The sequence below is a fragment of the Arthrobacter sp. TJ-254 genome, assembly GCF_058269175.1.
Genome location: NZ_JBZCNF010000001.1, coordinates 894,802 through 908,462 on the forward strand (window position 1 = coordinate 894,802; position 13,661 = coordinate 908,462).

The 13,661-nt window shown below is 67.3% G+C and carries 13 protein-coding genes; 5 read left to right on the forward strand and 8 right to left on the reverse strand.

Annotated features, from left to right (window positions below; translation table 11 throughout):
• Window positions 1-71 precede the first annotated feature (71 nt).
• The 6 genes from AC4D14_RS04290 to AC4D14_RS04315 form a co-directional block, all read right to left on the reverse strand.
• Window positions 72-401 (reverse strand): metal-sulfur cluster assembly factor, encoded by a 330-nt coding sequence (locus AC4D14_RS04290; RefSeq protein ID WP_490900328.1) that lies wholly within the window; start codon window positions 399-401, stop codon window positions 72-74.
• 32 nt (window positions 402-433) lie between these two features.
• Window positions 434-1,204 carry a Fe-S cluster assembly ATPase SufC gene (gene sufC / locus AC4D14_RS04295; RefSeq protein ID WP_490900329.1) on the reverse strand — a complete coding sequence of 257 codons (771 nt, stop codon included), beginning with the start codon at window positions 1,202-1,204 and terminating at the stop codon, window positions 434-436.
• 64 nt (window positions 1,205-1,268) lie between these two features.
• Window positions 1,269-1,634: a non-heme iron oxygenase ferredoxin subunit gene (locus tag AC4D14_RS04300; RefSeq protein ID WP_490900330.1), complete on the reverse strand. Its 366-nt coding sequence runs from the start codon at window positions 1,632-1,634 to the stop codon at window positions 1,269-1,271.
• The gene (gene sufD, locus AC4D14_RS04305) at window positions 1,631-2,896 is read right to left on the reverse strand and encodes a Fe-S cluster assembly protein SufD (RefSeq protein WP_490900490.1); all 1,266 of its coding nucleotides are present in this window, start codon (window positions 2,894-2,896) and stop codon (window positions 1,631-1,633) included. The genes AC4D14_RS04300 and sufD overlap by 4 nt, the downstream gene beginning before the upstream one ends.
• 47 nt (window positions 2,897-2,943) lie before the next feature.
• On the reverse strand, window positions 2,944-4,419 hold the full coding sequence (sufB, locus tag AC4D14_RS04310) for a Fe-S cluster assembly protein SufB (protein WP_490900331.1): 1,476 nt from the start codon (window positions 4,417-4,419) through the stop codon (window positions 2,944-2,946).
• A complete protein-coding gene (locus AC4D14_RS04315) occupies window positions 4,419-5,234 on the reverse strand; it encodes a helix-turn-helix transcriptional regulator (RefSeq protein ID WP_490900332.1) in 816 nt (271 codons plus the stop codon). The genes sufB and AC4D14_RS04315 overlap by 1 nt, the downstream gene beginning before the upstream one ends.
• A gap of 127 nt (window positions 5,235-5,361) precedes the next feature.
• Here AC4D14_RS04315 and AC4D14_RS04320 point away from each other — a divergent pair, with 127 nt between their 5' ends.
• The 3 genes from AC4D14_RS04320 to AC4D14_RS04330 are packed head-to-tail and all read left to right on the forward strand — an operon-like array spanning window position 5,362 to window position 8,043.
• On the forward strand, window positions 5,362-6,312 hold the full coding sequence (locus tag AC4D14_RS04320) for an ABC transporter ATP-binding protein (RefSeq protein WP_490900333.1): 951 nt from the start codon (window positions 5,362-5,364) through the stop codon (window positions 6,310-6,312).
• On the forward strand, window positions 6,309-7,052 hold the full coding sequence (locus AC4D14_RS04325) for an ABC transporter permease (protein ID WP_490900334.1): 744 nt from the start codon (window positions 6,309-6,311) through the stop codon (window positions 7,050-7,052). The genes AC4D14_RS04320 and AC4D14_RS04325 overlap by 4 nt, the downstream gene beginning before the upstream one ends.
• A 4-nt stretch (window positions 7,053-7,056) precedes the next feature.
• On the forward strand, window positions 7,057-8,043 hold the full coding sequence (locus AC4D14_RS04330) for a COX15/CtaA family protein (RefSeq protein WP_490900335.1): 987 nt from the start codon (window positions 7,057-7,059) through the stop codon (window positions 8,041-8,043).
• 33 nt (window positions 8,044-8,076) lie between these two features.
• Here the strand turns inward: AC4D14_RS04330 and AC4D14_RS04335 are convergent, their stop codons facing one another.
• Window positions 8,077-8,973: a dihydrodipicolinate synthase family protein gene (locus AC4D14_RS04335; protein WP_490900336.1), complete on the reverse strand. Its 897-nt coding sequence runs from the start codon at window positions 8,971-8,973 to the stop codon at window positions 8,077-8,079.
• Window positions 8,974-8,995: 22 nt separating this feature from the next.
• Window positions 8,996-9,937 (reverse strand): heme o synthase, encoded by a 942-nt coding sequence (locus AC4D14_RS04340; RefSeq protein WP_490900337.1) that lies wholly within the window; start codon window positions 9,935-9,937, stop codon window positions 8,996-8,998.
• Window positions 9,938-10,291: 354 nt separating this feature from the next.
• Here AC4D14_RS04340 and tkt point away from each other — a divergent pair, with 354 nt between their 5' ends.
• On the forward strand, window positions 10,292-12,478 hold the full coding sequence (gene tkt / locus AC4D14_RS04345) for a transketolase (protein ID WP_490900338.1): 2,187 nt from the start codon (window positions 10,292-10,294) through the stop codon (window positions 12,476-12,478).
• A gap of 44 nt (window positions 12,479-12,522) precedes the next feature.
• The gene (tal, locus tag AC4D14_RS04350; protein ID WP_490900339.1) at window positions 12,523-13,659 is read left to right on the forward strand and encodes a transaldolase; all 1,137 of its coding nucleotides are present in this window, start codon (window positions 12,523-12,525) and stop codon (window positions 13,657-13,659) included.
• Window positions 13,660-13,661: the final 2 nt, after the last annotated feature.

Here is a 13,661-nt window from a genome sequence, read left to right on the forward strand (position 1 = left end):
GGGCGGCTCCGTTCGAGCCGCCCCTTCTGTTCTGCCTGCGCCCAGCCTGGGCGCCGCAGATACTGACAGTCCTAAATGTTGAACCCGAGGGCGCGCATCTGGTCGCGGCCGTCTTCGGTGATCTTCTCGGGACCCCACGGCGGCATCCATACCCAGTTCAACCGCCACTCGTCGACCACGCCGTCGAGGGCCTGGCCGACCTGCTCCTCGAGCACGTCGGTGAGCGGGCACGCGGCGGTGGTGAGCGTCAGGTCGATCAGCAGTGCGCCGTCGTCAGCATACTTGAGCCCGTACAGCAGCCCCAGGTCCACGACGTTAACCCCGAGCTCGGGGTCGATCACGTCCTTCAGCGCCTCTTCGACATCCTCAAGCGAGGTCGATGCTGCTTCTACTTCACTCATCGTTTTTCCTTTCCCGGTCGGGGAATTCGGTTCTACGCTTCGACCGCGGGGCTGGCCGCGGCGAACCGGTCGTAACCCTCTTCTTCGAGACGGTCCGCGAGCTCCGGGCCGCCCTGCTCGGCGATCCGGCCGTCAACGAACACGTGGACGAAGTCTGGCTTGATGTAGCGGAGGATGCGGGTGTAGTGCGTGATCAGCAGCGTTCCCATTTCGCCCTTGGCGTGCTCGCGGTTGACGCCCTCGGAGACGACCTTCAGGGCGTCGACGTCGAGGCCGGAGTCGGTCTCGTCGAGGATGGCGAACCGGGGGTGGAACAGCTCGAGCTGGAGGATCTCCACGCGCTTCTTCTCGCCGCCCGAGAAGCCCTCGTTGACGTTGCGCTGGGCGAAATCGGCATCGATGCGCAGCTGGCTCATTGCCTCCTTGACGTCCTTGGTCCAGTGGCGGAGGCTCGGGGCCTTGCCGTCGAGCGCCGTCTTGGCGGTGCGGAGGAAGTTGGTCATGGTGACCCCGGGAACCTCGACGGGGTACTGCATGGCCAGGAAGAGTCCGGCCCGTGCGCGCTCGTCGACGCTCATGGAGAGCACGTCTTCGCCGTCGAGGGTGATCGAGCCGCTGTCGACGGTGTAGCGGGGGTGCCCGGCGATGGTGGATGCCAGCGTTGACTTCCCGGAGCCGTTGGGGCCCATGATGGCGTGGGTTTCCCCGGTCTTGATGGTCAGGCTGACGCCTTTGAGGATCTGCTTGGTTCCCTGATCCGTCACGATGCTGACGTTTAGGTCCTTGATTTCAAGGGTGGACATCTGTATTCCGTTCTCCTTTGCCCCGGGTGCAGGGCGTCGTCTAAGTGTGCTGGTGCTGCGGCGGTCAGCCGAGCTGGGGGGCGGGCGCTCCGTTGGTGACAGTGGTGATGTCCACGTACACGTCGCCGTCGTGGATTTCCAGGGCGAACACCGGGACCGGTTCGTAGGCGGGAAGCTGCAGGGGTGCCCCGTTGCGCAGGTCGAACTGCGAGCCGTGGCCCCAGCACTCGATGGCGCAGCCTTCGACGTCGCCCTCGGAGAGGGAGATGTCGGCGTGGGAGCAGGTGTCGCCGAGAGCGTGGATGTCGCCCTCGGAGTCCCGCACGATCGCCACCGGGTAGTCATCGATCAGCACGCGCAGGGCCTGCTTCACTTCGATGTCGTCGACGCTGCAGATCAGCTCGCCGCGCGGCGTTGCTTCAGCGCTCACAGGTTGCCTGCCGCGAGCTCGTTCTCAAGGGCAAGGGAGAGCCGCTCTTCGAGGGCCGGCACCTTGATCTGCTGGATGACCTCGATGAGGAAGCCGCGCACAACGAGGCGGCGGGCCTCCTTCTCGGGGATGCCGCGGGCCATGAGGTAGAACAGGTGCTCGTCGTCGAACCGGCCGGTGGCGCTGGCATGGCCGGCACCCTCGATCAGGCCGGTCTCGATCTCCAGGTTCGGCACGGAGTCGGAGCGCGCACCGTCGGTGAGCAGCAGGTTCCGGTTCACCTCGTAGGTGTCGGTTCCCTCTGCCTCCTTGCGGATCAGCACGTCGCCGACCCACACGGTGTGCGCACCGGCGCCCTGGAGGGCGCCCTTGTAGGTGACCCGCGACTTGCAGTTCGGCACGGCGTGGTCGACAAGGAGGCGCTGCTCGAGGTGCTGGCCGGCGTCGGCGAAGTAGACACCGTACATCTCGACCTCCGACCCGGGCGCGGTGAACACCGACGAGGGGGTGAGGCGTACGAGGTCACCGCCAAGGGAGACAACGACGTGCTTGAAGCGCGCGTCGCGGCCGATCCGGGCCTGCTGGGAGGAGACGTGGACGGCGTCGTCGTCCCACTCCTGGACGCTCACAACGGTGAGTTCGGCGCCGTCTCCGACGACGATCTCGACGTTCTGGGCGAGTGTCGCGTTTCCCGAGTGGTCAAGGACGACCACGGCGCGGGAGAACCGCTCGGCGGAGATCACCAGGTGCTGGGCGGCAGGAGCGGCGTCCGTTCCCGAAATGGCCACCGTCACCTCGCTGTCAGCGGTGGTCTCGGCCGGGATCGTGATCACCGTTGCGGTGGGGACCGCGGCCCACGCCGCGGCAGAGACCCGGTCCTCGGGGATGCCCGCCGACCCAACGCGGGCGTCAGAGCGGTCGACGGTCTCGACCCGCACGTTCGACGCACCGGAAACCTTGAGCACCGGCTCGGCGCCGGTCAGTGGCTTGGTGTGCAGGCCGCGCAGGCGGGCAAGCGGGGTGAACCGCCAGTCCTCCTCGCGCCCGGTGAGGGGCGCGAAGTCCGCGAGGTTGAAGGACTTCAGCCGCTCCCCCCGTGATGCTTCCGGGACCACCGGTGCGTTGCCGTGGCTGTGCTTTTTCAGGCCGTGCTGCTCGGAGCCGGCGTTGAGCTCGGAGAGGCTTTCGCCCTCCTCGCTGAACCCGTCGATGGAGGGCGCGCCGAGGCGCGCCTTGCCATCAAGCTCTGAGACATCGGTCAGGGCGCCTTCCGGCGCTGTTTCATACACGTTTGTAGCGTCAGCCATTGCTAGCCTACGGCCCCTTCCATCTGGAGTTCGATCAGGCGGTTCAGTTCGAGCGCGTACTCCATGGGGAGTTCACGGGCGATCGGCTCGATGAAGCCGCGGACGATCATCGCCATCGCCTCATCTTCGGGCATCCCGCGGGACATCAGGTAGAACAGCTGCTCCTCGCTGACGCGCGAAACCGTGGCCTCGTGGCCCATCGTGACATCGTCCTCGCGGATGTCGACGTACGGGTAGGTGTCGGAACGCGAGATGGTGTCGACAAGGAGCGCGTCGCAGCGCACTGTGTTCGCCGAATGCTTCGCCCCTTCGCGCACCTGGACCAGGCCGCGGTAGGCGGCACGTCCGCCGCCGCGCGCCACCGACTTCGAGATGATCGACGACTTCGTGTTCGGCGCGATGTGAACCATCTTGGAGCCGGTGTCCTGGTGCTGGCCCTCGCCGGCGAACGCGATCGACAGGGTCTCGCCCTTGGCGTGCTCGCCGACCAGGTAGACGGCCGGGTACTTCATGGTGACCTTCGAGCCGATGTTGCCGTCGATCCACTCCATGGTGGCGCCTTCGTGGGCGACCGCACGCTTCGTCACCAGGTTGTAGACGTTGTTCGACCAGTTCTGGATCGTCGTGTAACGGACGCGGGCGTTCTTCTTGACCACGATCTCGACGACAGCCGAGTGCAGCGAGTCGGAGGTGTAGATCGGGGCGGTGCAGCCTTCGATGTAGTGGACGTAGGAGCCCTCGTCAGCAATGATCAGCGTGCGCTCGAACTGGCCCATGTTCTCGGTGTTGATCCGGAAGTACGCCTGCAGGGGGATTTCGACGTGGACGCCCTTGGGGACGTAAACGAAGGAGCCGCCCGACCAGACGGCCGTGTTCAGCGAGGCGAACTTGTTGTCGCCGACCGGGATGATCGTGCCGAAGTACTCCTTGAAGATCTCGGGGTGCTCGCGCAGCGCGGTATCCGTGTCGAGGAAGATCACGCCCTGGCGCTCGAGGTCTTCGCGGAGCTGGTGGTACACGACCTCGGACTCGTACTGGGCGGCGACGCCGGAGACCAGGCGTGCGCGCTCGGCCTCGGGGATGCCCAGCTTCTCGTAGGTGTTCCGGATGTCCTCCGGAAGGTCCTCCCAGGTGTTCGCCTGCTTCTCGGTGGAGCGGACGAAGTACTTGATGTTGTCGAAGTCGATGCCGGACAGGTCGGCGCCCCAGGCGGGCATCGGCTTCCGGTCGAAGTACTTGAGGCCCTTCAGGCGGAGGTCGAGCATCCACTCGGGCTCGTTCTTCTTCGCGGAGATGTCCCTGACGACTTCCTCGCTGAGGCCGCGGCGCGCATTGGCGCTCGCGTCGTTCTTGTCGGACCACCCGTACTGGTAGGTGCCGATGCCCTCGAGCTCGGGGTTCTTTTCCAGGATGTCGCTGATGACCGACTCCGGAACGGCTGTCGGGGTCAGTGGCTTTTGGTCTACTTGATCCGTCATCACGGCCTTCCTTGCTGATGGATTGACGTTGAGTGGCTTGTTGAGGAATTGGGAAGCGGCTCGGGCTGCCGCTGCGCGGCGCCCTGCGCGGGCCGGCCGACCGGAATGTGGGTCGTGCACACATGCCCGCCGCGTGCGAGCGTTGAAAGCCTTCGGACGTCGACGTCGAGCAGCCGGGAGAAGACCGCTGTCTCCTGGTCGCAGAAGGCGGGGAATTCGGCGGCCAGCTGCTGCACCGGGCAGTGCCCCTGGCACAGCTGGACGCTGAGCATGGCAGTGCGCGGTGACGCACCGCCGACAACCTTCGTCGATCCGACGAAACCGTCGGAGCTCAGTGCGGCGGCGAGGGCGCGGGCCCGGTCCTCAACGTCCGGTCCTGCCGCTTCGACGAGCGGGCGGTACCGCTCCTCCATGTCGGCGAAGCGCTTCCGGGCGAACTCCTCAACGGCCCCGGGGCCGGCGACCGCGGCAAGCTGGGCCAGTGCCGCCTTCGCGATGTCGAAGTAGTCGTTGCCGAGCCTCGTCTGGCCGCGCTGGCTGAGCACGTACCGGCGGGCCGGACGGCCGGCGCCGGTGGCAGTGCTCCCGCCGCGCTTGACCTCGATGAGCCCGTCGCGGAAGAGTGCGTCAAGATGCCTGCGGACGGCGGCGGGCGTCAGCCCCAGGCGCGCCCCAAGTTCCGCTGCGCTGATCGGCCCGCGCTCGAGGACCGCCGATGCGACGCGGTCACGCGTCCGCTCGTCGGTGTCCGATCCGGGCCGGGCGGGGGTCTCGGCTCCGCCGCTTCGTCCGGCGGCATGCTCTGCCACTGTCATGACGTCATCCCTCCCGGCCGAATTAAAAAATACACAACACAATCATGACGTAATGTCAGCCGGCGATCCAGTAAGGTGAGGCTTGCCACTGGGTGCCGTCCATTACTACGTGCCGTAGAATAGCCGGGTGCCAGATTCCTCCGCCGCCCTGCGCATCGACGGCCTCGTTAAGGACTTCGGGCCGGTTCCGTCCCTCGAAGGAAGGATGGTGCGCGTGCTCGACGGTGTCAGCCTCGAGGCATCAACGGGCAGCGTCACCGCGATCCTCGGTGCGAACGGCGCAGGCAAGACAACAACCCTTGAGTGCGCGCAGGGCCTGACCCGGCCCAACGCCGGAACCGTCCGGCTGCTCGGCGAAAACCCGTACCGCGCCAGCCCGCACCTGCGCTCCCGTGTGGGCGTCATGCTCCAGGACGGCGGGCTGCCCCCCTCGGTCAAACCAATGGCCCTGCTGCGGCACGTCGCCTCGATGTATGCCCGCCCGCGGCCGGTCGCCGAACTTGCCGAGCGCCTCGGCATCGACGAGTTCGATGCCTCGACCATCCGGCGGCTTTCCGGGGGCCAAAAGCAGCGCCTCGCCCTCGCCTGCGCGCTTGTGGGGCGGCCCGAGGTCCTGTTCCTCGATGAGCCGAGCGCCGGGCTCGATCCGCAGTCAAGGGTCATCGTCTTCGAGCTGATCCAGGAATTGCGCGCCGCGGGACTGGCCATCATCCTCACCACGCACCTTCTCGACGACGCCCAGAAGCTTGCCGACTATGTGTACATCATGGAGGCCGGACGCACCGTCGCCGAAGGCACCGTCGCCGAACTCACCGCAGCGGACCCGCAGGGCAGCGTCCGTGAGCTGCGCTTCGAAACCGTTCCCGGACTCCAGCTTCCGCCGGACCTCCTCCCCCACCTCAACGCCTACGAGCCGGCACCCGGCCAGTACGTGCTCAGCGGCTCGCTCACCGCGGCCGACATCGCCGCCGTCGCCGGCTGGTGGGCTGCCTCCGGCGTGATGCCCACAGCGATCAGCATGGCCCCGCGTTCCCTCGAGGATGTTTTCTTCGACATCTCCGGAAGGAGCATCCGGTGACCAACGCCACTCCCCTGGCCGGCAGGGTCCTGCGCCACGGCCGGTATGAGGCCGCGGCGATGCTGCGCAACGGCGAACAGCTGGTTCTCGCCATCGCCCTTCCCCTGCTCGCCCTCGCCGCCCTGGCCTTCACCCCGGTCCTCGACGGCTATCCGGGGTCACGGATCGACGTCGCGACTCCGGGCGTGCTCGCACTGTGCATCATGTCGACCGCCTTCACCGGGCAGGGCATCGCGACCGGCTTCGACCGCAGGTACGGTGTGCTGCGGTTCCTCTCGACAACGCCGCTGGGCAAGTCCGGGCTGATCTTCGGCAAGGCAGTTGCGGTGGCCGTGGTGCTCGCGGTGCAGCTGGTTGTCATCGGCGGGGCCGCCCTCCTCATGGGATGGCGTCCGGAGCTTGGCGGGCTGCCCGCCGCCTTCCTGCTGCTTGTCCTTGGCGCAGCCGCCTTCACCGCGCTGGGACTGCTCGTCGCAGGGACCCTGCGGCCCGAGGCAACCCTGGCGGTGACCAACCTGCTCTGGATCCTGCTCGCGGCCGGCGGAGGAACCATACTTCCCGCAGCGCAACTCCCGGCTTCCATCCAGCCCGTGGTCACCCTCCTTCCCTCGGCGGCCCTCGGTGACGGGCTGCGCAGCGCGCTTGCCGGGGGCGCCTTCGATCCCTTTGCCTGCCTGATCCTGGTGATCTGGGCCGTCCTGGCCAGCACGGCCGCCCTCCGCTGGTTCAAATGGAGTTAGCTCAATGATCCGACCCGCTGCCTCCCGCCTCGCGGCAAGGCTTCCCGCCTCCGAAACCCGCCTGGTGCGGCGCCTCGCCGTCGCCTCGCTGGTTTCCCAGATTCTCATTGTTGTGACCGGGGGCGCCGTCCGGCTGACCGCCTCGGGCCTGGGCTGCCCGGAATGGCCGCGCTGCACACCCGAATCGATCGTGAGCACCCCGGAGCTCGGCCTTCACGGTGTCATCGAGTTCGGCAACCGGCTGCTGACGTTCGTCCTCGTGGCGGTGGCCGTGGCAATGCTGGTCTCGCTGATCAACCTGCGCAGGGACCGCAAGGACCTGTTCCGTCTCGCCCTGGCACTGCTCGCCGGCATTCCCGCCCAGGCGGTCATCGGCGGCGTCGCCGTGTGGACGGACCTCAACCCCTGGGTGGTGGGCTGGCACTTCCTCGTGTCGATGGCGCTTATCGCGGTGGCGACGGTGCTGGTCAACCGCTCGCGCCTCAACTCCGCACAGAGCCGGGCCTCCTTCCCGCAGGCGGCCCCGGCGGTGCTGCGCCAGGTGCTCATCGCGGTCGCCGTGCTCACGGCGGTCACCGTGGTCCTGGGCGTCGTGCTGACCGGGTCCGGGCCCCACGCCGGCGACCACGGGGCGGCACGGAACAACCTCAACCCCGAACTGATGACGCGCGTCCACACCGCGCCGGTCTACCTCCTGGTAATGTCCGTCGGCCTCGCCGTCGTGCTTGCCTTCCGCTTCGGGGTCTCACCGCGCCTGCGGCGGGCCCTTGTGCTCCTTGCCGTCATCGTTCTGGCGCAGGGCGCCGTCGGGTATGTCCAGCACTTCCTTCACCTTCCGGCGGCACTGGTGGCCCTGCACATGCTCGGCGCGTCCCTGCTGACGGCGGCCACAGTCAATGCGGTGTACTGCGCCTTCACCCGCCAGCCGGCCGACGCCTTCGACGCGGTACGGGCCGCCGCGGCCGCGCCGGCCCGGCAGGTCGACGCCTAGGGGGCGACGGCGGACGGTTTTCCGCGGCACGGCTCAGGCGGCGAGCGACGCCCCGGCGACATCGAGCAGGCGGGCGAGTTCGCGCTGTTCGCTCCCGGGCGCCGGAAGCAGCGGCGCCCTCGGGTCGCCGGCGTCGATGCCGCACACCTTCGCAAGCAGGTGCAGGCCGCTGATCCGGCGGAGGTTGATCACGTGCTGCACCAGGGGTGTGAGCGCCTTCCTGCACTCCTGAACAACGGCCTGGTCTCCTACGGTGATGGCATTGCGCAGGCGCGAATAGTAGGCGGGCAGCAGCGCGCCCGGACCCGTGTGCCAGGCGTCCGCCTCGACGTCCCCGCTGAGCATCAGGAGGTCGCCGCTCACCCCGTGGCTGAAGCCCTTGGGCGCCAGCCTGCGCAGTGTGCCGTACCGGGCGCGGAACGACGCCGCGTCGGGTGCGGTGTCCTTGAAGGCGACGACGTTCGGCAGTGCGAGCAGCTCGGCGACCAGCTCAAGGGCGTAATGGAACTGGGTGGTGCCGGGATTGTTGTAGAGGCAGATCGGCAGGTCGGTCGACTCGCACACGGTGCGCACCTGAGCGAGCACCTCCTCCTCGCTCAGCGGCACGTAGGAGACGGGAGAAAGGACCAGCCCGGAGGCCCCCGCCTTTTCCGCGTCACGGGCCGCGCTGAGCACCTCCCGGGTGCCGACCGAACTGATGCCCACGTGCACGGGGACGGCGCCGCCGGCTGCCTCGACCGCGGTGCGCGCCACGTGCCCGCGCTCCTCAGGGCTGAGGTAGGCGAAGCTTCCGGAGGAGCCGAGGACGGCGACCGAATCGACGTCCGACTGTGCCAGTGAAGCAACGAGTGAGGCGAGCTCGGGGGTGTTGACTTCCCCTGCGGCGGTGAAAGGCGTGATGGGGTAGGCGACGAGCCCGGTGAAGGTCATTGCCCCACTCTAGGAGATCGACCTAGAAAACGGGCGCTCCGACGAAGGGGTCGATCGCAAGGGCGATGAACAGGACGGTCAGGTAGCTGATCGAGCCGTGGAAAACCTTCATCGCCGCCTTGGTGCTGAGGTCGCCGCGCCGCGCCTGCGAGTAGAGGCGGTGCGCCTCACGGATGAACCAGGCGCCGCTGGCGGCCGCGGCCACCGTATACACCCAGCCCGCCCCTGCCGGGACAAGGAGCAGCGAGCAGGCGACGGTGGCCCAGGTGTAGAGGACGACCTGCACCGACACGGCGCGGGCACCGGCGATTGCCCCGAGCATCGGAACGTTGGCTGCGGTGTAGTCGTCGCTGTACTTCATGGAGAGCGGCCAGTAGTGAGGCGGCGTCCACAGGAAGATGATCAGGAACAGGACAACGGCCGGCCACTCCACGGTATTGGTCACTGCGGCCCAGGCGATCAGCACCGGCATGCACCCGGCGGCACCGCCCCACACGATGTTCTGCGACGTGCGCCGCTTCAGGACGAGGGTGTAAACGACGACGTAGAGGAAAATCGCCGCGACGCCAAGCCAGGCGGCGAGCGGGTTGGCGCCGATCCACAGGATGGCGATCGCCGCGGCGCCGAGTGCCCAGGCGAAGACGAGCGCCTCGCGGGGGGAGACTTCCCCGGTGACAAGGGGCCGGTTTTCCGTGCGGTGCATCACCTTGTCGATGTCACGGTCGAAATAGCAGTTGAACGCTCCTGCGCTGCCCGCCGCGAAGGCTCCGCCGACCATTGTCGCAACCATCAGCCAGAAGGGGGGAAACCCGCCCTGGGCGAAGATCATTGTGGGAAGCGTGGTCACCAGCAGGAGTTCGATAACGCGCGGTTTGGTGAGGGCGATATACGCCCTCACTTTGCGCCCAGCGCCCAATCGGGCCCGTGACGGGCTTGCCGGAGCAGGAAGCTGCTGGGTCTTCACAAGGCAACACTTTCGTTTCTTCCGGGGCACAAGACCTCTCCATCATACCCTTTTACGTCCTGTAGAAATCGGAGATGAAATTGGTGGGCACCATCGGGAATGCCCGGGCGCGCCGGTGACTTGTTAGGTAGTGAACTTCCATTGATCGATGGAAGGGATATGGTTGGTTTCAAAGCCGGCGCGGCCTTTTTTCGTTGTGTCGGCGTGCATTTGGACTAACCGGTGAAAGTCGGTATACGCAGTATTCAACGGTGAACGGCCAGCTGGTCGACGGTGCATCTACGCACGCCGGCCCCCAGCTCCACTCGGCGCCGCGGCGCTGGCCGCTCTGTACAGAGAAGGAGCCCGGTAGACGTGGCACAAACGCAAGAGCAGGATCTGAACTGGACTGAACTGGACGACCGGGCGGTGGACACGGTCCGCGTGCTCGCCGCGGACGCCGTTGAGAAGGTGGGCAACGGGCATCCTGGGACGGCAATGAGCCTCGCTCCGGCCGCCTACCTGCTCTTCCAGAAAACGATGCGCCACGATCCGACCGATCCGGAATGGACCGGACGCGATCGGTTCGTCCTCTCCCCCGGCCACACATCGCTGACCCTCTACATCCAGCTGTACCTGGCCGGGTACGGACTCGAGCTCGATGACCTCAAGGCGCTGCGGACCTGGGGCTCGCAGACTCCAGGACACCCCGAGTACCGCCACACCAAGGGCGTGGAAATCACCACCGGCCCCCTCGGCCAGGGCCTCGCCACCGCCGTCGGGTTCGCGTACGGACAGCGCCGCCAGCGCGGAATGTTCGACCCGGAGGCCCCGCAGGGGCAGAGCCCGTTCGACCACACCATCTGGGTGATCGCCTCCGACGGCGACCTCCAGGAAGGCGTCACCTCCGAAGCCTCATCCCTGGCCGGGCACCAGGAGCTCGGCAACCTCGTGGTGCTCTACGACGAGAACCACATCTCCATCGAAGACGACACCGACGTCGCCTTCACCGAGGATGTCCTCAAGCGCTACGAGGCGTACGGATGGCACGTCCAGCGCGTTGACTGGACGAAGACCGGCGAGTACGTCGAAGACGTGGCCGAACTCCACCGCGCGCTGCTCGCCGCGAAGAACGAGACGTCGAAGCCGTCGATCGTCTCGCTGCGCACAATCATTGGATTCCCGGCTCCCACCAAGCAGAACACGGGAAAGATCCACGGTTCAGCCCTGGGCAAGGATGAGGTCGCCGCACTGAAGCAGACCCTCGGCTTCGACCCCGAGCAGCACTTCGAGGTCGCCCCCGAGGTGCTCGAGCACACCCGCGGCGTCATCGAGCGCGGCTCGAAGGCCCGCGAAGCCTGGGAGACAACCTTCGACGCCTGGCGCAGCGCCAACCCGGACAACGCCAAACTGCTTGAGCGCATCGCCTCGCGCACCCTCCCCGAGGGCTGGGAGGAAGCGCTCCCCGAGTTCCCGGCGGGCAAGGACATGTCCACCCGCGCGGCCTCGGGCAAGGTCCTGACCGCGATCGGTCCCGTGCTTCCGGAGCTGTGGGGCGGTTCAGCCGACCTCGCCGAGTCGAACAACACGACGATCGAAGGCTCGCCGTCGTTCATCCCCTCAAGCCGGCAGACCGCGCACTGGTCGGGCAACCCCTACGGCAGGGTGCTCCACTTCGGCATCCGCGAGCACGCCGCAGCGGCCATCGTCAACGGCATCGTGATGCACAGCAGCACCCGCGCCTTCTCGGGAACCTTCCTGATCTTCAGCGACTACCAGCGCCCCGCAGTGCGCCTCGGGGCACTGATGGGCGTCCCCGCGATCTACGTGTGGACGCACGACTCCATCGGCCTCGGCGAGGATGGACCCACCCACCAGCCCGTTGAGCAGCTGTCATCGCTCCGCGCCATCCCCGGACTCGACGTCGTCCGGCCGGGCGACGCGAACGAGGTTGCCGTTGCATGGCGGACCATCCTCGAGAACACCAACAACCCCGCCGGCATTGTCCTGACCCGCCAGAATATCCCCACCTACGCCCGCGGCGCCGGTGCGGCGGAGGGAGACACCTTCGCCTCCGCCGAGGGTGTTGCCAAGGGCGCCTACGTGCTCGCCGAGGCGCGCAACGGCAAGCCGGAGGTCATCCTGATGGCTACAGGCTCCGAGGTGCAGCTCGCCGTGCAGGCACGGGAAACGCTCGAAGCCGAGGGAATCGCGACTCGCGTGGTCTCCGTTCCGTCGCTCGAGTGGTTCAACGCCCAGGACGAGGCGTACCGCGAGTCCGTCCTCCCGCGCAGCATCCGCGCCCGGGTCTCGGTCGAAGCAGGGGTCGCGCAGAGCTGGCAGGGCCTCCTCGGTGACGCCGGCCGCGCCGTCTCGCTCGAGCACTTCGGTGCCTCGGCCGACTACAAGACCCTCTACCGCGAATTCGGCATCACCGCCGAAGCCGTGGCTGCCGCCGCGAAGGATTCGATCGACGCCGCATCGCAGGCTCCGCTGGCTCCCAACGGAACCGCGGCAATGCCCTCCGGCCACCGCGCCACCGAAACCGGCGACCACCAGTAACCCACCACCTCGCATCCGCTGCGGCGGATCCTAAGGAGAACACAATGACTTCAACACCCACCGCCGACCTCTCGAACGCCGGCGTCTCAATCTGGCTCGATGACCTTTCCCGCGAGCGCATCAACTCCGGCGCCTTCAAGCGCCTCATCGAGGACCTCAACGTCGTCGGCGTGACGACGAACCCGAGCATCTTCGCCGCCGCACTGAAGCAGGGCGAGTCGTACGCCTCGCAGGTCGGCGCACTGGCCCAGGCCGGTGCCTCGGTCGACCAGGCGGTCTTCGACATCACCACCCACGACGTCGCCCAGGCCTGCGACATCTTCGCTGAAGCGGCGAAGCGCACCGGCGGTTTCGACGGCCGCGTCTCGATCGAGGTCGACCCCCGCCTTGCCCGGGACACCCAGGGCACCATTGAGGAGGCCAAGCGCCTCCACGCCAAGGTCCAGCGCACCAACGTCCTGATCAAGATCCCGGCCACAGTGGAAGGCCTTGAGGCGATTTCGGAGACCATCGGTGCGGGGATCAGTGTCAATGTCACCCTGATCTTCTCGCTGGAGCGCTACCGCGAGGTCATCAATGCCTACCTGGTCGGCCTTGAGAAGGCGAAGGAGAACGGCCACGACCTGAGCAAGATCCACTCGGTGGCCTCCTTCTTCGTCTCCCGCGTCGACGCCGAGATCGATGGCCGCCTCGACGCCCTGGGCACCCCCGAGGCGAAGGCGCTCAAGGGCAAGGCCGGGCTCGCCAACGCCCGCCTCGCCTACCAGGTGTACGAAGAGCAGTTCGCAACCGAGCGCTGGCAGGTCCTTGCCGGTGCCGGCGCGAACCCGCAGCGTCCGCTGTGGGCCTCGACCGGGGTCAAGGACCCGTCGCTGCCCGACACCCTGTACGTGACCGGCCTTGTCGCTCAGGGCGTCGTCAACACGATGCCGGAGAAGACGCTCGAAGCGACGGCCGACCACGGCGTCATCGAGGGCGACACGGTCACTGGAACGTACGAGGAGTCGAACGCGGTCCTCAACGACCTCGACGCGCTGGGCATCTCCTACAAGGAGGTCGTCGAGCAGCTTGAGACCGAAGGCCTCGACAAGTTCGTGACCAGCTGGTCCGAGCTCCTCGAGACCGTGCAGACCGCCCTGAGCACCGAAGGGCAGACCGCCCTCAACACCGAAGGACGCTGATC

What these genes read in the sequence shown, in the direction of transcription:
- AC4D14_RS04290 (WP_490900328.1), bottom strand. Translation starts at nt 401, where the DNA reads ATGAGTGAAGTAGAAGCAGCATCGACCTCGCTTGAGGATGTCGAAGAG.
- sufC (WP_490900329.1), bottom strand. Translation starts at nt 1,204, where the DNA reads ATGTCCACCCTTGAAATCAAGGACCTAAACGTCAGCATCGTGACGGAT.
- sufB (WP_490900331.1), bottom strand. Translation starts at nt 4,419, where the DNA reads ATGACGGATCAAGTAGACCAAAAGCCACTGACCCCGACAGCCGTTCCG.
- AC4D14_RS04315 (WP_490900332.1), bottom strand. Translation starts at nt 5,234, where the DNA reads ATGACAGTGGCAGAGCATGCCGCCGGACGAAGCGGCGGAGCCGAGACC.
- AC4D14_RS04330 (WP_490900335.1), top strand. Translation starts at nt 7,057, where the DNA reads ATGATCCGACCCGCTGCCTCCCGCCTCGCGGCAAGGCTTCCCGCCTCC.
- AC4D14_RS04335 (WP_490900336.1), bottom strand. Translation starts at nt 8,973, where the DNA reads ATGACCTTCACCGGGCTCGTCGCCTACCCCATCACGCCTTTCACCGCC.
- tal (WP_490900339.1), top strand. Translation starts at nt 12,523, where the DNA reads ATGACTTCAACACCCACCGCCGACCTCTCGAACGCCGGCGTCTCAATC.